General features: G+C 38.4%; 14 protein-coding genes. 13 read left to right on the forward strand and 1 reads right to left on the reverse strand.

Features of this window, described 5'->3' with window-relative positions; genetic code table 11:
* Positions 1–299 precede the first annotated feature (299 nt).
* From BC659_RS04210 to BC659_RS04275, 13 genes are all read left to right on the forward strand, one after another.
* Entirely contained in the window at positions 300–2,819 is a 2,520-nt protein-coding gene (locus BC659_RS04210; protein ID WP_133473419.1) for a cellulase N-terminal Ig-like domain-containing protein, read from the forward strand.
* 186 nt (positions 2,820–3,005) lie between these two features.
* Positions 3,006–4,976 carry a DUF262 domain-containing protein gene (locus BC659_RS04215; RefSeq protein ID WP_133473420.1) on the forward strand — a complete coding sequence of 657 codons (1,971 nt, stop codon included), beginning with the start codon at positions 3,006–3,008 and terminating at the stop codon, positions 4,974–4,976.
* A 314-nt stretch (positions 4,977–5,290) separates the two neighbouring features.
* Positions 5,291–5,572, forward strand: coding sequence for an Imm27 family immunity protein (locus BC659_RS04220; protein WP_133473421.1), 282 nt, complete (start codon positions 5,291–5,293; stop codon positions 5,570–5,572).
* Between the two features lie 352 nt (positions 5,573–5,924).
* Complete coding sequence (locus BC659_RS04225; RefSeq protein ID WP_133473422.1) at positions 5,925–7,052, forward strand: ImmA/IrrE family metallo-endopeptidase; 1,128 nt, start codon at positions 5,925–5,927, stop codon at positions 7,050–7,052.
* Positions 7,053–7,057: 5 nt separating this feature from the next.
* Entirely contained in the window at positions 7,058–7,558 is a 501-nt protein-coding gene (locus BC659_RS04230; protein ID WP_133473423.1) for a DUF4411 family protein, read from the forward strand.
* Positions 7,559–8,101: 543 nt separating this feature from the next.
* Positions 8,102–8,785, forward strand: coding sequence for a hypothetical protein (locus BC659_RS04235; RefSeq protein ID WP_133473424.1), 684 nt, complete (start codon positions 8,102–8,104; stop codon positions 8,783–8,785).
* Positions 8,786–9,626: 841 nt separating this feature from the next.
* The gene (locus tag BC659_RS04240; RefSeq protein ID WP_133473425.1) at positions 9,627–10,037 is read left to right on the forward strand and encodes a hypothetical protein; all 411 of its coding nucleotides are present in this window, start codon (positions 9,627–9,629) and stop codon (positions 10,035–10,037) included.
* A gap of 78 nt (positions 10,038–10,115) precedes the next feature.
* Positions 10,116–10,484, forward strand: coding sequence for a hypothetical protein (locus BC659_RS04245; protein WP_133473426.1), 369 nt, complete (start codon positions 10,116–10,118; stop codon positions 10,482–10,484).
* Between the two features lie 380 nt (positions 10,485–10,864).
* The gene (locus tag BC659_RS04250; RefSeq protein ID WP_133473427.1) at positions 10,865–12,247 is read left to right on the forward strand and encodes a DUF4932 domain-containing protein; all 1,383 of its coding nucleotides are present in this window, start codon (positions 10,865–10,867) and stop codon (positions 12,245–12,247) included.
* Between the two features lie 745 nt (positions 12,248–12,992).
* Positions 12,993–13,661, forward strand: coding sequence for a hypothetical protein (locus tag BC659_RS04255; protein WP_133473428.1), 669 nt, complete (start codon positions 12,993–12,995; stop codon positions 13,659–13,661).
* Positions 13,662–14,287: 626 nt separating this feature from the next.
* Positions 14,288–14,707 (forward strand): hypothetical protein, encoded by a 420-nt coding sequence (locus BC659_RS04265; RefSeq protein WP_133473430.1) that lies wholly within the window; start codon positions 14,288–14,290, stop codon positions 14,705–14,707.
* A gap of 526 nt (positions 14,708–15,233) precedes the next feature.
* Positions 15,234–17,546, forward strand: a complete 2,313-nt coding sequence (locus BC659_RS04270; RefSeq protein WP_133473431.1) for a TonB-dependent receptor — start codon at positions 15,234–15,236, stop codon at positions 17,544–17,546.
* 18 nt (positions 17,547–17,564) lie between these two features.
* Complete coding sequence (locus BC659_RS04275) at positions 17,565–18,362, forward strand: DUF4249 family protein (protein WP_133473432.1); 798 nt, start codon at positions 17,565–17,567, stop codon at positions 18,360–18,362.
* 314 nt (positions 18,363–18,676) lie between these two features.
* On the opposite strand, the gene BC659_RS04280 is transcribed toward BC659_RS04275, so the two are convergent.
* Complete coding sequence (locus BC659_RS04280; RefSeq protein WP_133473433.1) at positions 18,677–19,327, reverse strand: transposase; 651 nt, start codon at positions 19,325–19,327, stop codon at positions 18,677–18,679.
* Positions 19,328–19,430: the final 103 nt, after the last annotated feature.

Consider the following 19,430-nt stretch of genomic DNA (forward strand, 5'->3'; position numbering starts at 1 on the left):
CTAATAGCTAACAGCTAAAAGCTCTCTCCAATTTTGAATTTCTAAGCAATTCCCTCTACTACAGAACCCTCCGTGGTACTCCGTGCATTACTCCGTGCAACTCTGTGGTTTAACCTCACGGACTTTTTTAACCACAGAGTTGCACAGAGTGGAACACGGAGTTACACGGAGGGGTAAGAAGGAAATGTAGTGGGTTTTTCTCTTTCTGAAAGCTAATAGCTTCTGCACCTCCCCAAAAAATTCTCCAGCCTAACTATGCAACCGATTGCGTAACTTGGGCACAGCCATATACCTAACTTATGAAAAAAATACTATCTACGTTGTTTGCAGGGCTCACTGTACTGCTATTACAGGCCCAGGAACTCAAACTCAATGAACTGGAATATTTCGAAAAACAAGGGGTGAATTACCTCATATACAGCAACCTCTTTACCGGTGGTTTTAATGATGAAAAAAATGCTGGTATCGAACTCATACACCATGGCGTGAGAACCGCACAGGGCGGCGCCGTAAGACTCTCCAGCACGCCCGAACAGTGGGACCTCGTGCCACAGATCTCGAACCGTAAAATAGACCGTATGCTAAAAACCATCGAAGCTTCGCTACGGTATGCAGCATACGATTTCGACTCGCGCATTGTAGTAACTGCCAAGGGCAAGGGTATTGAAATAGCCGTGTACCTCGATAAACCCCTGCCCAAAGCTCTCGAGGGCAGTGCCGGTTTTAACCTCGAGTTCCTGCCCTCACAATACTGGAACAAAGCCTACCTGGTAGATGGCCGTTACAACCGCTTTCCCCGCTATGTGGTGGGCAATACCCTGGCCAGACCCAATAGCGATAAACCCAAACAGTTTAAAGGTTACAATACTTCAGACGACAGGGGCTCCGGAAAATTCATCGACCCCCTGCCCTTAGAAACCGGTCGAAATTTTCTACTGGCTCCCGATGATCCATCCCGTATGGTGAAAATAAGTTCGCCCGATGCCGACCTCGCACTCTTTGATGGCCGCATACTAGCCCAGAACGGCTGGTTTGTGGTGCGCAGCAAACTGCCCGCCGGCAAAACCGGTAAAGTACTGAGTTGGACGGTTGAGGCCCATGCCATTGATGGCTGGATCAGGGAACCCAATATCGGTTTCTCACAAGTAGGTTACCTGCCCTCTCAACCCAAGGTATCGGTGATTGAACTCGATAAAAAAGACCAACCCGAAACCACCGCTTCACTCTATAAACTGGGTGATGATGGTAAAGCCACCAAAGTTTACAGCGGCAAAATTGTGCCCTGGGGCGATTACTACAAGTACCACTATGTAAAATTCGATTTCTCTTCAGTTACCGAACCCGGCATTTATTATATACAGTATGGTGCGGTGAAGACGAATAATTTTTTAATAGAGAAAAATGTCTACGACAAAATTACCGAAGCCACCAGCGATGTATGGATTCCCATTCATATGAACCATATGACCGTGAACGAAGGCTACCGCATTTGGCATGGAGAGCCCTTTAAAGAAGGGTATTTACAGGCACCACCCAATACCGATCATTTCGATCTGCACCGGCAGGGTCCCACCACCGATACCAAATACAAAGCACTGGAACTGATACCCGGCCTGAACACCGGCGGCTTTTTTGACGCCGGCGATTTTGATATTGAAACCGGTGCCAATATCGGCGTGGTGCAGAACTTTGTAAAAACCTGGGAATATTTTAAACCCCAACGCGACCAGACTTTTGTAAACCAAAAACAACGGTATGTTGATCTGCACCGTCCCGATGGCACACCCGATATACTGCAGTATATTGAACATGGTACTTTGAACCTGCTGGCACAGGCTGAGATCATCGGGCATATGGCGCAGACACTCTCCAATTCGGTGCTCGATAATTATCACCACCTGGGCGATGCGGCATCCATTACTGATGGTCTTACCTATAACCCCAAACTCGGTGCCTATGAAATTGCGGCCGATGGAAAATCGAGCGGGGTGAAAGATGATATGTGGGCCTTTACCAGCCGTAACCCACGCCTCGACCTGCGCGCCGCCACCATGTTTGCCGCTGCCAGTCGTGCACTGAAGGGTTACAATGATGACCTCGCCAACAGGGCCCTGGTACAATCGAAAAGACTGCTGAAAGAAGCCACTGATTTAATCGGCAACCAGCCACAGGACAATGCGGGCCCCGGCGGTGCCGCCAATATGGGTACTTACCTGCAACTCTTTATTGCCACCGGTGAGCAAAACTATGCCGATAAATTTCTCGAACTCTTATGGCCCGCACTCGAACGCAATGTGAGCTTTACCCTTTCTACTGCATTGGATGCAGTGCCGTATATGAAAGAAGGTTTTATAGAAAAGCTACGTCCTTATGTTGTGAAGTACAAAGCCTATATAGATGATCTGGAAAAAAACAATCCCTACGGTGTACCCATTGGCCTGGCCAACTGGGCAGGCAGTGGCGATGTGGTGAACTTTGGCACCACAGTTTGTTTTGCGCATAAATTTTTCCCCGACATTATAGACAGCAAACAACTATACAAAGCCGGCAATTATTTATTTGGTTGTCACCCTTACCACAATTATTCACTGGTAGCTACATTAGGAGCCACGCGCCCCAAAAATGTTTTCTATGGAAACAACCGCGCCGATTTCTCATTCATTCCCGGCAATGTGGCCCCCGGTATTCTCTTCCGCAAACCTGATCATTTTGAGAACTACGATGACTGGCCCTTTTTATGGGGACAGAATGAAGGAACCATTGGAGGGAACACCGCATACCTAATTTTTGGGGAGGCGTTTAGGAGAGGCGTGAAGTAGACTGCTGCCTTTAGTGCGAGAAACCTTTTGGAGAGTGATGAGCTTTTCAGAAGGTTTTTGGGGAAATGGGTAGAATTTTAACAGTGAAAAAAAATTATATATGTAGTGATGAATTGAGTATATTTATAAGTTAACAGTAAGGCTAAAGCAACATAATGCTTCGAAAAAAATACCTAATTGTAAACTATGCAAGCAAAAGAAACTAAACTGCAAGACATAATTGAGGGCACAAAACAATATCTAATACCTCTATTTCAAAGAACATATAGTTGGACAACTAAAGAATGGGAAGTTCTGTGGAAAGACCTTGTTGAATTAAATAATATGGAAAACCCAAGGACACATTTTATTGGTTCAATAGTGAATATGCCTACTATTTCTGTTCCAGAGGGTGTAGCGAAATATCTCTTAATTGATGGACAACAGCGTTTAACAACAATTTTTGTTCTACTTACATTGTTACGTAACAGAGCAAGAGAAATACAGAATCAAGAATTTGCAGAGGAAATAAATAATACCCTTCTTGTAAACCCTTACAAAAAAGACGGGGACTTTTTTAAATTGATGCCAACCCAAGTTGACCGTGAAACGTATCAAAACTTAATAAACGGCACCCCAAATGATGAAGAAAATCAACTAACAAGGGCCTACACTTTCTTTGATAAAAAACTGAAACAAGTTGAAATCGAACCTGAAAAACTTAAAAAAATCATCACAAGTTATTTTTCTGTTGTGAGTATCGTACTTGACGCAGATGATAATCCGTATTTAGTTTTTGAAAGCCTAAATGCTAAAGGTAGACCACTTACACAGGCCGATTTAATTCGGAATTACTTCTTTATGAGGATTCACGTTGACAAGCAAGAGGAAGTATACAAAACTTTATGGCTCCCAATGCAATCCGCTTTAAATGAAGATTTGACAGAATATATTCGACATTATTTAATGAAGGGTGGTAACATAATAAAACAAGGAGATATTTATTACGCCCTAAAAGAAAATGTGTCTACAACTAATGCCATTGAATATTTAAAAGAGTTAAAGAAATATTCTGTTTACTATCAACGCTTAAAGTATCCTGAATTTGAGCCGGAGTCCGACTTACAAAAAGAATTTACGAGGCTTAATAGAATTGAAGTAACAACAGCGTACCCGCTTTTACTAAATTTTTATAGCAACTACGCCGAAAATAAAATAGCCAAACCTCAATTTATTACAATCTTAAAAACTCTCGAAAACTATCTTATTCGAAGATTTGTTTGCAATGTGGCTACAAATCAACTCAACAAAATATTTCCCACAGTTTACCCCGCAATTGAGGCAAAATATTCAGACAACATAGTCGAGGGTTTTAAAAGTATTCTACAAGGAAAGGGCTACCCGAAAGACAATGAGTTTTACTTACGCTTTAGAGAAACTAAATTTTATGGTGGCGGCGATAGAGTTGTTAAAACCAAATTGATACTTGAAACACTTGAAGAAAGTTTTGCTCATAAAGAGATTGTTCCTTTCGATAACCTAACAGTTGAGCATATAATGCCTCAAACACTTTCTGAATGGTGGCAAATAGAACTCGGAGAAGATTGGGAAGAAACTCATGACTTGTTTTTACATACAATTGGCAATTTGAGTTTGACGGCGTATAATACAGAACTGTCTAATGACGATTTCCCCACAAAACAGAAGACACTCAAAGAAAGTCATTTGGAACTTAATAAATATTTCTCCACTATTTCTAATTGGACAAGGAATGAAATTGAACATAGGTCTGAAATATTGGCAAAAAAAGCATTAGAAATCTGGAGCTATTTCGGACAAGAAAATTCTTCACCTACAGATTTACAAGAAGTAACCGGAACGACGCCAAATGGTTTAAAAATATTGGGGCAGCATATAGATGTTAAGTCGTGGCGAGATGTGATGGAACAAACATTAAATATTGTAGCTGACTTAGAACCAGAAAAGTTTGAAATAATTGCTCACAACTTTCATCGGTACGTGGGTAAAGATAAAAATAAGTTTAGGGCGATCAGACAACTTCAAAATGGCTATTATATCGAAGTTCATTTATCAGCCCAAAGCATTCAGAAAATTTGTTATCAAGCAATGGAGACTATTGAATTGACATCTGATGAATGGGAAGTATCTGTTCTATAGAAACTGCTATGGCTAAAGTTCGTTTTCTGCAGAGTCTACTCTTCTTCTGTCTAGTCCTAAAATAGGTTTCATTTTCCGCAGGGTGTTCCCCGTGATGTCTTCCTCTATAACCGCATGTGAAAGATTGGGGTCGTTTCGGCAGAGGTTACATTGCCAGGGTTTCCATTTACTTTAGGTTTAAGCCATTCGTTAAAGAAAATATGGGGATAATAATTAATGAGTAACTTACTTATTTGTGAGTGCTCGCAAAGTACTCTAGTAAACACATTTGTGTGAAATATTCAAAAAGCCTCTTCAGAGAGCAAGAATAGTATATGCAGTTACAAAAATCAGAAACTCATTTATCAGGTCAATGGATATTTGAAGCCGGCGTTATGAAAGAGGATGAGGTGGCAATCCGAATAAAATGGCTTATTAATAATTCGCTCAAAATGATTTGTAATGATAGCACAGGTTGGAAAACCTTATACCAGGATCTTAGTGATGGAAGATATTGGGAACATACTTACGGACAAAGCGAGATGCACGGCGGTGGTCCGTCAGAGCTTATTCATTTAACAGACCAGGAAGCCCAACTGAAGTACCGATTGGTGTAAACAACTACATAATCACCAAACTTGTTATATATGCTAAGCGGAGTAGTGTGAACTAATAATTTGATTTAAATTATGTATAAGCACCTTTCCATACTTTCATTTTCCGCAGGGTCTTCGCCGCAGACGTCTCCCGAGGCACGAGGGGACTCTGCGGAGAACGAAAAATATTCAGGCTAGCGCTTTTAGCGTGTCCATAAATTTCGAGTTTCCGTTGATAACGGTAAAAGCGCTACTGATGATTTTGCATCTAATGGTATTGCGTCTATTACAAAACACTGACAACCACGACTCAAACGTTCCGCCTAAACCTTAGTAGTATTTTATGAATCTGAATCGCTAAATTTGATCCTTAATGCGAACAGAGGTTAATATAAATGCGGATATGTATACCTGGGCCATAGCCCGGGCTGGGTATAATTTATCTGATTTCGCTGTTAAATTTCCAAAAATTCAAGACTGGGTAGACCAAAAGAAAAAGCCAACCGTAAAACAATTGGAAGCATTTTCCAAAAAAGTGCACTTACCATTTGGCTATTTATTCCTGCCCGAACCACCAAAAGAAAGCCTTCCAATACCTTTTTTCAGAACAACGAATGGATCTCAAAATAATGTTAGCGTAAATGTTTACGACACGATATTATTGATGCAACAACGTCAAGACTGGTTAAAAGAATATTTAAAAGAAAATGAATTTCAACCACTGCCATTTGTAGGCAAATTTCATAACAGTCAAAACTATAAGGAGATAGTCGCTGATATTAGAAATACACTTGGGTTGAATAATGAATGGGCGAGTTCTTTTAAAACCTGGCAGGATGCCTTAGACCATTTAGCCCAAAAAATAGAAGACATTGGCATAACAATAGTATTCAATGGTATTGTAGAAAACAATACCAGCAGACCGATAACTGTTGATGAGTGCAGGGGTTTTGTACTTGTAGATCCTATTGCTCCATTCATGTTCATTAATAATGCTGACGGGAAAGCAGCTCAATTATTTACTATTATACATGAACTTGCACATATCTGGACTGGTCATAGTGCCGGCTTTGATTTCAGGCAACTGCTTCCGGCTAATGACCCTATCGAATTACTTTGTGATAAAGTATCTGCCGAATTTTTAGTTCCTGCTGAATCTTTTACCAAAGTCTGGAATAGCAAACCAGGCATTGCACCTACAGCAAAATATTTTAAAGTAAGTGAAATCGTAATTGCAAGAAGAGCACTGGATTTGGGCTATTTGACTAAAAAGGAATTTTTCGCTTTCTACAATGACTATTCTAAACGTGAGTTTCTGAAAAAAGAAAATCAGGGTGAGGGTGGCAATTTTTACGCTACCACAAAGAAAAGAATTGGTCTCAGTTTTGCTGCACATGTTAACCAGGCTGTAAAATCTGGTAAACTTTTATATAGAGATGCTTATAAATTAACCAGCCTGAAAGGTGATACTTATGAAACATTCTTCACTAAACACTTTTAACAATAATGAGTGTTTATGTTGTAGATAGCAACTTTTTTATACAAGCACATCGAGTAAGCTATCCTTTTGATGTTGCCACAAGTTTTTGGAATAAAGTTATTGAACTCGCAGAAGCCGGTAAAATTACAAGCATTGATAAAGTAAAGAATGAGATATTCAAAAATGATGACGAGTTAAAGCAGTGGTGCGAAATTAATTTACCAGACAATTTTTTTAAAGACACTTCTTCAATTATACCGCAATACTCTCAAGTTGCTGCATGGGCAGCATCAAAAGCTGCACATTATTTACCAAATGCATTAGCAGAATTTTTAGATGCAGATGAGGCTGACGCTTGGCTGGTAGCCCATGCTTTAACAGATCCCGCCGAGATTATTTTAGTAACTTATGAAGTAAGTGATCCAAATAGAAAGAATAAAGTAAAAATTCCTGATGTATGTCTTGCAAATGGAGTGAAATATTGCAGCACGATTGAAATGCTACGCCAATTAGGTGAAAGATTTTAAAAGTATATTATTTTTTCTTTGACTACAGCGTGTACACATCTATAAAAGCTCAACATAACATAGCAAAGACATGGGTTACTATGCATTGCTCATACATCAGCTAATTACCTATTAGTTGAGCAAGCCCCAATAGCTCAGTTCCTAACCCCGGAGACTTTACTGGAATTACCTAATACTTCCTTCATTCTCCGCAGGGTGTTTCCCGCTATGTCTTCCTCTATCACCGCAGGTGTAAGATTGGGGACGTTGCGGCAGAGGTTAAATTGCCAGGGTTTTTCATTTACTTTAGGTTTAAGCCATTCGTTCTCAGCAGGGTCTACCTAATCAAAAGGGTTCGTCGCAGACGTGTCCCGAGGCACGAGGGGGCTCTGCGGAGAACGAAAAGAAAATGCAGGGATAATAATTAATAAGTAACTTACCTATGCATGAGTGATCGCAGCGTTTTCTACGAGAAACGTCTGCCTGGAACATTTAAAAAAGTAAGCCCTTCTGTGAAGAAAGATTTAGAAACGCTACACTTCCGCAAAAATAAAAAAGCTATTTATGGGAACATCCTGTGGTGGTATTGCCATTAAAACCGATACAACAAAAATTGATCTGTATAAGGTAGTAAAAACCATCTTTGGTAATGAGTTTGAGAAAAGCGAGAGTTATTGTGACTCAAGGACAAATAACTGTGTATACATAGGTAAAACCAGAGATTTCTTGGTTATCATAAATAGTTATCTCATAGACACATTTTTAAAAAAAATAAAAACCAAAGACATCCAGGCATACCTGAAGCTCTTTTTCAACTCCGATTTTATTTTTGCTTTTGAAATCTACGATAGTGGCGATACTTACAGCTACACCCTACTTTATAACGGCACCGTTAAAAGGCAGTTCAAAGCTGTAATTTATGAAACCACAACCGACATTGGTGAACCAGACCCCATCGAACAAAAGTGGAGAAATGGAACCACCATAAAAGAAGACTTAGGCGGTGGTGAATCTCAACTTCTTTACAAACACCCTGTTACAGGTGAGCTGTGTCCAGAGTCAAGTCTACCAAGAACAATTTTGCTTGAATTAATGCAGGAAAAGCTTGGTTTTACCAGTGAAAACATGGATAAAGTGCTTGTGGAAAAGGGTTACTACAAAAAGAATGCAACAACACTTACCGAACAAGCGCCAGACAACAATTTTACAGCAGGGCCAATAAAAATAAGTTGGTGGAAGCAAGGGTAATCATTTAATTCTCCGCAATGTCTTCCCCACAGACGTCTCCCGAGGTACGAGGGGACTCTGCGGCAGTCTCGCAGTAGTTCACTCACTATTAGTTATTAGTTTCGGATATTCATTACCCAATGTGTGGGTCTCGAAGTAAAAGGTACACCCAAGCTGTGCGGGACGCAGAGTAACTCGTGGCCTCGGAGACGCTGCGTAGAACGAATCAATAAAACAGCAAGAGCATTGGGGAAATAAATAATTATATTGAGGATTTCATTTTCCGCAGGGTGTTCCCCGCGACGTCTCCCTCTATCACCGCAGGTTGTCTAGTCCTGAAATAGGTTTACACCTAAAGTAAACCCAAAACAGGATTATATGGAACACAAAGTAGAGATTCGTCAGATGTTTGATGAGTCATTCAAACGAAAAGTTATTGAGGAGTATTTGTCAACAAGACAATCCAAGATGTCAATTCAGTGCAAGTACAATATCCATTTTAAGAGTGCTATTTGTACCTGGATGAAGCGTTTAGGCTACACAGAGAAAGTTGAACAAAAGTGTAACTTAGCTTTAATTCTCCGCAGCGTCTTCCCCGCAGACGTCTCCCGAGGAACGAGGGGACTCTGCGGCAGTCTAGCATTAGTTCGTCTTCAATTAGTTATTAGTTGCGAGTATTCATTACCAAATGTGTAGGTCTCGAAGTAAAAGGTACACCCAAGCTATACAGCATACAGAGTTATGCATGGCTTCGGATGTAATGCGGCAAACTAGCCACTTAAGAATTACTTCATTTCACATGTCTACTTAATTATTATAATTTCATCACTAATATTTTCAATATATAAACTAAGTTAGCAGAATGCGAATAACATTTTTTAAATACAGTTTAATACTGTTGGTATTATTTATATTAGAATGGTGGCTTCTAAATTATTCTCCACTACTACCAGAAAATATTCCCGGCACTACAGTTTCAGTAACCGGTTTTTTGCTGGCAGTAACGATTATCATTATTTTTATAGTAGCACAAAAAGAATTTCTTAAAAAGAATACAAGGGTAGGCGTTTTAAAGTTAACATTATTGTGTTCAGGAATTTGTCTAGTTGCAGAGCTTGTATTTCAATCATTACGACTATTCTTTGTAGTTGACGCTACCGAATACGACTATATTAAATATTTTATACTCGGAACTTTTGGAGTAACATTGTTTTATTCACTTTTAGCTCTAGTGATTGCTTTCATAATAAAAAAAAGAGAGATGCTTTCATAATAAAGTCTTCAGAATTATAAAAACTGACACAAGAGTTTACCAACAACGAGATGATTCAGCAAAAAAGTAAAAAATAAAATGAGATTCTTAAAAAGAATATTTGGAAAACTTATTCCTAAAGAAAATATTTCATTTACAGATACTGAATCTGAACATGCAGTAATTATATATTTTCAATACGGTATTGAAGGACTTGAATCCTTATATGAATTGGAAGACAAACTAGAATATATCATTACCCAAAATAAAGTTGGAGAGTATGATGGTCATGAAATTGCAACTGACTTAAGGGATGGTTTCCTTTACATGTATGGCCCAAATGCCGAACAATTATTCAAGACTGTTGAACCAACATTAATGGAAACCAACTTTCTCAAAGGTGCGACTATTACACTTCGCTTTGGGCCATCAGGAGTTGGGGCAAAAGAAATAGAAATTACACTCTAAGCAAAAATCAAAGTAATGGTAGTGATTCATTCATTCTCCGCGGGGTCTTCCCCGCAAACGTCTCCCGAGGCACGAGGGGACGCTGCGGAGAACGAAAAATATTCTGGCTAGCGCTTTTAGCGTGTCCATAAATTTCGAGTTTCTGTTGATAAGGGCTAAAGCGCTACTGATGATTTTGCATCTAAAGGTGTAATTCTGCTGAACAGCAATCAGGGGCTCGACGAATAAGGCCCAAATTTAGTTCTTAATATTTAACTTTGCCAAATTTGCAAAAAAATACAGCAGTTCGGTGCGAACGAATACAGAATTACCCACCATCGGCTATACCTGTTCGTTGATGCAATTCTAAACCAAACTCACTAGAAGAAATAGAAGACTTTATGACAAACAAAATTATTGCACTCTCTTTTTTATTGATTTTATTCAATTCTTGCACAGTTTCAAAAAATATCAACACCAATCAAACAGATAATTCCTGGAATGCTGAATTTGAAGAATTGAATGGAAATGAAAAGTTGAAATTTAATAAACAACCCAATTCATTGGTTTATCTGAGTTCAAAATTGACTGCAAATAAAGGAAGTTTGAAACTTTTAACCAATCAGGAAGTAATATCAAATACTCGAAAAGTTAACCATACAAAACTTGACCTGAATAATAATTTGAAAATTCAAATTGAAGGAAAAAAAGCAAATGGTTCGTTTGTTGTAAAGTATCCTATCTACGAAAACAAAAATATCAATATTCAATACAATAAGAATATTGAACTTTTAGCGTTGGCTAGTTTTCTGGTCTCTTATGAAGATTTTGCTACAATTCCGGAAGAACAATCTTTTACTATAGAAGGAAAAGATATTAAAGTAAGAGATTTGTATGCACTTAATTTGAAAATTGCTAACGAATTTATATCGTATCGAAATTCAAAAAATTTAGCAGTCATAAAATCCTTTTTTGATAAAAAATTCTACGCTCAATATTCAAATTTTCTCCTGAACATAGATAGTTTCCCAAATGCTACAATAAAGCAAGGAAATAAGTATATACATGAATTTTCTTCAACACAAGAAGCCGAAAACTTTATTAATGCATTTAATAAGTTTTATGTAGAAATCAAGTTTGATGAATTTTTAGAAAAATACAAACCATATTATGAAAAGATGATTGTAGAAGTTACTCAAAATATTCCAAAAGATAATTTTATAACTGAAATGGAGCATTTTTATGGAAAAAAAATAACTCATTATAATTTATATCCCAGTTTAACGCTCGGCTTCAGTCAGGGTTTTGCAGTTGGAGGAGAAAATATGATAGGAAATATTTTTGCTTGTTTTAGCAAACCGGAAAAAATCAGCAACCCGAAAGATCTGGAATTAGGCTTTAATAATGAAAAGTCTCTTCGCACAGTTTGTATTCACGAATTTGGCCACTCATTTATAAATCCGGCAATTGATAAAGTTGACTCAAAAATTATTGATGCTAAAAAACACCTGTTTGAATCAATCAAAGATAAAATGAGCCAACAGGCATACAATGATTGGAAAATTTGTCTTTACGAACATTTTGTAAGAGCGAATGAAGTAATAGTGGCAAGGCTACTAAATGACCAACAAAAAGCTGACGGGATATTGAAGGATAATTATCAAAATCGTTCATTTATATATCTTCCTCAAATTATAGAAAAATTAGAATTTTGGTATTACAACGAATATTTTGACAAAACTTATGAAGAAAAAGTAAGCGAGATCATCCAGCAACTGAAATGAAAAACTGCCACCAACAAGGGATTCTTAAAAGCGGTGTACAAATTCATTCTCCGCAGCGTCTTCCCTGCAAACGTCTCTCGAGGCACGAGGGGACCTCTGCGGCAGTCTCGCATTAGTTCATCCCATATTGGTTGTTAGTTGCGTGCATTCATCACCCAATGGGTTGGTTTCTAAGTAAAAGACGCCCCCAGGCTGTGTAGCATACAGAGTTACGCATGGCTCGGAGGTTATGCGACAGACGAACAAAAACCACCCATTTTTTACCAAAAAATGCAAAACTCTAACTTGTACATTATCAAGGTTTTACCCGCACCAACAACACACCAACAACACAGCAACAACACAGCATAACACTAAATTTGTGTTTTGTAGTGTTTAGGGAGTGTTTTTACCCTGTAGATGTATGGAACCAGAGCAGACCCGAACCCATACTAAATAATTGGTACAGAGATAATTAGAGGTGCTTCTTTTGCGGCAGAGTGCATATGTCTAAAGAAGTTCCACACAGCAGATCCAGGGCAGAGGTTTACATGCAATGCTCTTCATGCTCCACAGCATATTCTCCGCGACGTCTCCCTCTATAACCCCAGGTGAATGATGGGAGATATTCACTCTTTCGGCATCTTTAGAAACAGTATGATTCAGTCAAAAACATTTTAATATTTAATTATCAACATAATCGAATTGCATTAGCTTAGTTATGACTTTTGTCATTTAATGAACGAATTGAAATTTTGAATCCGACATGAAACAAATCTGTTTACTAATATTCATTTTCCTGAGCTCATTTATGTGCTTTTCTCAAAACATTCCTATCCCCTCTCAATATGCTATTATAGATAGTGCTTATGGTGATTTAGATAAAGACGGAGTGGATGAACTTGTTGTAGCTTATAATACCAAAAGTAATGAGGATGAAATTGATGATGGAGTACCTCGTGAGCTTATTATTTATAAAAAAGAAAATGCCAGGTGGATCATCTGGCAAAGGTCTATGCAGGCTTTATACGGTAGCCGCGACGGTGGAATGATGGGAGATCCATTCGGAGAAATTGTAATTAAAAATGGTATCTTAACTATTTCGCATGAAGGTGGTAGCAGTTGGAAATGGGCTCACACAGATAAGTACAGGTATGATGGTAAAGTATTTAAACTAATTGGATATAAAGACTATAGCGGTAAGCCTTGCGAGTATTGGGAAGATATCGATTTCAATTTGAGTACAGGTAAGTTGGTTGTAACAAAAGAATATGAAACCTGTGAAGATGAGGACCAAAAGATTTACAAACAACAAAATGAAGTTTTTTTCAAAAAGGGCATAAATATTACATTACAGAATCGTAATGAGAAAGAGGTCAAAATCATCAGTCCAAAATATCGGCATGAAATCTATATTGCGATCAAACTAGACTAATAAGTTAAAAATCGGCTTTTCTTTACTTCTCCACAGCGTCTTCCCCACAGACGTCTCCCAAGGCACGAGGAAACTCCTCGGCAGTCTCGCATGTGTTTAGTCATGAAATAGGTCTACATATAAAGTAACCCTATTTCATGACTAAACAAATTTCAGAAATTAAAATTAATGAGTAACTTACTTATGAGATAGTTAGAAGTTTCTTTTCATAGAGATATTTATGAAAACTGAAGCTTCGAAATTGAAAAATAACAAGCTTGCAAAAAATTAAAACTGATGCAGCTTTATAAGCTTCTCATTATGCAAATAGATTTTCACTATTAAATTATATTTACACATGAAACTTTTTAAAGCAAGAGAACCGCAAATAGTTCAGGTAAAGGGTCATATTTTATCTTGCCCAGTATGTTCGAATAAATATTTCTGGACAAGAAGGGCACAATTAAATACTTCCGTTGCGTCGTTCTTTGGCCTGGATTGGGCAAACAGAAGCGCTACCTGCTTTGTATGTTCAGAGTGCACTTATATTTATTGGTTTCTGGGATAAACAGTATCATTAAGGTGCGGAGCCCCAGCGTCTTTCATAATGCTGGAGCTAGAAGTTGAATAACATAAATGCGAATAGAATGCGCAAAGAAATCTATATCATTTGTTCGCTACTTATCTCCCTTACTTATAGTTTGGAATCGAAGAGTCAGCAAATTCAATCTGAGAGAAAGTTAATCACAGGCACATGGGTTTCTACAGAGGGGGATTGGACTTTTACTTTTGAAAATGATTCAATATGCAAAGAATTTCTTGTTAAAAAACTACAAGGCAAATATTTATACAAGATAACTTCTGCCAATTCATATTGCGGAAAATTATCTCAGGTTGATGTTAACGATAAAACAATCAGTTATTTACAACTCAACAACGTAGAAACCAAAGAAATTACCTGCTATGAAAATAATGGTGTAAGCAAAACCACTTTAAGCATTACAGAATATATGATGCCCGAAGCTGCACTTTTTAAAAGAAAACTGATTTCAAAGAAAGGTAAATAGAAAGTTTACTATATTTCAATCTCCCCGGGGTCTTCTTTATTTTCCGCATGGTTTTCCTCGCAGACGTCTCCCGAGGTATGAGGGGTCTCTGCGGCAGTCACGCATTAGTTCATTCACTATTAGTTATTAGTTGCAGGCATTGATTAACGAATAGGTGGGTGTCGAAGTAAAAGGCAAACCCAAGCTGTTCAGCTCGCAGCATCTCTAGTTATGCACCTCCTAATGCATCTGGGATAAACTCCAACGAACAGCATAATTAACCGTTCGTATAGTAAATAAGGTAGTTCATAGATGATTCGCCCCAAACTTAACTTAAGTTAATTTTTTTGTGCTTTTACATGATAACCTTTGCAGGGTTATTTATTAAATGGTTATTTCAATGAGTGAAAGCAACGATTGCTTATGATAGAAGGTCAACCTCCAATATTATGACCTTCACACATTTTCTAATTGACTTCTTTTTATTTAATAATTATCTAAGCAAGCATCTAAAACAAGCATGAACCGTATGGCATTTAGAAAAACAATGAAAGTTCTGTTTCTACTTTCATTCTTTACCACAGCAACACAAACATTCGCACAAAAAAAATTCACGATCAGCGGAACCATCACCAGCAAAAACAGTGGAGAATCCATTATTGGTACCAGTATTAAGGTACTGAATACCAATTATGGCACTACCTCCAATGAATATGGCTTCTACAGTCTTTTACTGGCAGCAGATAAGTACCGGATTGTGTACAGTGCCGTTGGCAAAACACCCGATACCTTAGAAATTAACCTCTCGGGTAATATCGAAAAAAACATCAGTCTCTCAGAAGCGAACTACGAGTTAACTGCTGTTACTGTTACCAGCAGCAAAACATCGGGCCGCTCGGTTAGCGGCTCACAAATGGGCATCGAAAAATTATCGGTACAGGAAGCCAGAAACCTGCCGGTGATTTTTGGTGAGAAAGACTTATTAAAAACCATTCAATTGTTACCGGGCATTAAATCTGCCGGCGATGGCAATAGTGGCATTTTTGTAAGAGGTGGCACCACCGACCAGAATCAGGTTATTTTAGACGAGGCCAATATTTATAACGCTTCTCACTTATTTGGCTTCTTCTCTACCTTTAACAGCGATGCCATTAAAGACATTGCTGTTTACAAAGGAGGCATGCCTGCACAATATGGCGGCCGGCTGAGCAGTGTACTCGATGTAAGAATGAATGAAGGCAATAACCAAAATACCAGTGTAAGCGGTAGCCTCGGTCTTATTAGTGCCAAACTCAATATTGAGGGGCCTATTCAGAAAGACAAATCTTCTTTTCTACTCACCGGCAGAAGAACCTATGCAGATGTGTTCCTGAAATTAGACGATGAATACAAGAACAACCAATTGTATTTCTACGACCTGAATGCCAAAATGAACTATGAGCTCGGCAAAAAAGACAAGCTTTTCCTGAGTGGCTATTTTGGTAAAGATGCCCTGGGCTTTAATGATCAGTTCGCCATTAACTGGGGCAATGGTACCGGCACTTTGCGCTGGAACCATCTTTTTAACAGTCGTTTATTCTCCAACACGTCTCTCATTTTCAGTAACTACAATTATGCATTCAGGGTTAAAAACGGCACCAACGATATCAGAATCTTTTCCCAGATCAGAGACTGGAACCTGAAGCAGGATTACCAGTACAGCATTAACCAGCAAAACAATTTTCGCTTCGGCTGGTCGAGCATATACCATATTATACGTCCGGGAGAAATTACGGGTAATGCCACATCCAGCATTAACGATAAAATACAGGATAAAAGATACTCTTTAGAAAACGCTGTATATGCCAGTAATGTATTTAAACCCAATAACAAGTTAACCATAACATTGGGTGCCAGACTGAGTGCCTTTAGTGTACTGGGGGGCGGTAATTTCTATAATATAGATGCGGCAGGTAATATTAAAGACACGCTGAAGTATGCAAGAGGAAAAGTAATTAAAACCTATTATAACCCGGAGCCAAGGGTTTCGGTGGGTTATATGCTGAATAACCATGCATCGCTGAAAGCTGCCTATACCCGCAATGCGCAGTATATGCACCAGATTACCACTTCTACCGGTTCCAACCCATTAGATAAATGGGCCAGCACCAGTAATATCATTCAACCACAAATCAGCAACCAGTACAGCATTGGTTATTACGCCAATATATTACACAATAACTACGAGTTTACCGCCGAAGCCTACTATAAGGATATGGAAAATATTCTCGATTTCAGAAACGGGGCCGATGTGTTTTTAAATGAAACCGTAGAATCGCAATTACTGTTTGGCAAAGGAAGGGCCTATGGTATAGAATTTATGCTGAAGAAAAAGACCGGCAAATTAACCGGATGGATTAGTTATACCCTTAGTAAGACGGAAAGAAAAATCAATGGCATTAATAATAACCAATGGTACAATGCCACGCAGGACAGAACACATGATATTGCCATCGTAGGAATTTACCAGGTAAATAAAAAATGGACGCTGAGCGGCAACTTTGTTTTCTATACGGGCAATGCGGTTACCTTCCCATCGGGCAAGTACCAGGTGAACGGACAAACTGCTTACTACTACAACAGCAGAAATGCCGACAGAATGCCGAACTACCACCGTCTGGATTTCGGTGCCACCATGCAACTCAAGAAAACAAAGAAGTGGACCAAGGAACTCGTCTTCAGTTTATACAATGTATACGGCAGGGAAAATGCCTTTACCATCAATTTCAAGGATAACAAAGACAATCCGAACATTACAGAAATTGTGCAAACCAGTTTATTCCGTTGGGTTCCATCTGTATCCTACAATTTCAAATTTTAACCGATCAATACGAAACAAATGAAAAGAATATATTCAGCTTTATATATCGCATTACTGGCAGCTACAGTAAGCAGTTGCGAAAAAAAGATAGACCTCGATTTAAATACAACAGCTCCCATTATTGTAGTAGATGGACAGGTTACCAATAGTGCAACAGAAGGCAGTGTTGTCAGGCTATCGTATACCAACAAAGTAAAATCAGACAACAGTGTTGTGCCCTTACCCGGTGCCACCGTTACCATTCAGGAAGACAACGGCACCGTATATACTTTACCCGAAGTATCCAATGGCGTGTATAAAAACACAGGTTTGGTAGGCTCCAGCGGTAAAACCTACAACCTGAAAGTGGTAACCAATGGCACTACACTTACTGCCAGTTCTAAAATGCCGGTGATGGTAAACTTTGATTCGCTGGTGGTAGAAGATTTTCCAAATTTTGGTAAAACCGTAAAACTGGTTACACCTTTTTACAACGACCCCAAAGGATATGGCAATAACTATAATTTTTTCCTGTTTAAAAACGGAAGACTGATCAAAGATGCTTTTGCCTATGATGATTTATTTATTGATGGCAAGAAAATCACTTTCCCCCTGGTGTATTCAAGAGAAAGCGATGAGTTTAAGAAAGGCGATAAAGTGGATGTAGTGATGAATTGTATAGACTATGCCAATTATAAATACTGGTTTAGTTTTTCCCAATCATCAACAGGTAGTCCGCTGGCTGTACCGGATAATCCGATCACCAATATTCAGGGTAATGCCATTGGTATTTTCAGTGCGCATACTTATCAGAAAAAGAGTGTGGTGATACCTTAGGGGTTAATCATTGAATATCTTTTACTAAAAAAGGGCTTATCGAAACGGTAAGCTCTTTTTTTGATTGCACTATTTATTAGCTATAAACTGTTCTTTCAAAAACTGAAATTTGGGCAAATTCACCGCAGAGTCTCCGAAGGATGAGGGACTCTGCGACAGTCTCGCATTAGTTCATTGCCTATTAGTTATTAGCTAAGAATATTCATTACCGAATTGATGGGTTCCTAAGTAAATGGTACACCTAAGCTGTGCAGCACGCAGAGTATCTCGTGACCTCGGAGACTCTGCGGAAGATATAATCTTCTTCTTGCCTTTCATCTCAAATCTATATCCTGCAGCTCCATATAGGTAATAACAGGATACACACCTTGTATATTGGTATAATAATATTTTGCAGAGCTGTGTAAATAATCTTCCGGAAATTGCACACCTGTCATTTTAGCTTTACAGGGATTGTTATGTATGTAGTCAATTTTCTGCTTTATAAATGGTATTGAATAACATTCTTTTCGATCGAAAGAGGGTTCAAAAACCTCATGCTTTTTATTTCGCAAGCGTTCGGTTGTATTAACCCAGTCAGCTAGTTGCATTAGTATATCTTCTTTATTTATTTGTTTCAGTCTTTTTACCAATTCATAAGCTATAAATCTTTTACCATTTGCAATAATAGTATTGATTGATTGATCTGTTTTAGAAAAAGCTATCACAGCGTGTACATGATTTGGCATAATTACATAACCTACGATATAATGTCCTTTTGCTTTTAAGTAATCAAACCATTTATATACGGTATCATAGCCTTGAGTGAGACTAAATAATGGCAACCACCTTGTACAGGTAAATGTGATAAAGTACACACCATTTATAGCAGTGATTTTTTTGCGTACAGACATCCAACAAAAGTATAGTACCTCACTACGAACCATTCGGAGCACTTTAGGCTTGTTCACAACAGTTTCGTCCATTGTCGAGGTATTTGTTCCCTGTAGGTCTCCGAGAGGAGAAGAACTCTGCAGCAATCTCGAATTAGTTCATTGTCTATTAGTTATTAGCTAAGAATATTCATTA

The sequence above is a fragment of the Sediminibacterium goheungense genome (assembly GCF_004361915.1).
Taxonomy (GTDB): domain Bacteria; phylum Bacteroidota; class Bacteroidia; order Chitinophagales; family Chitinophagaceae; genus Sediminibacterium; species Sediminibacterium goheungense.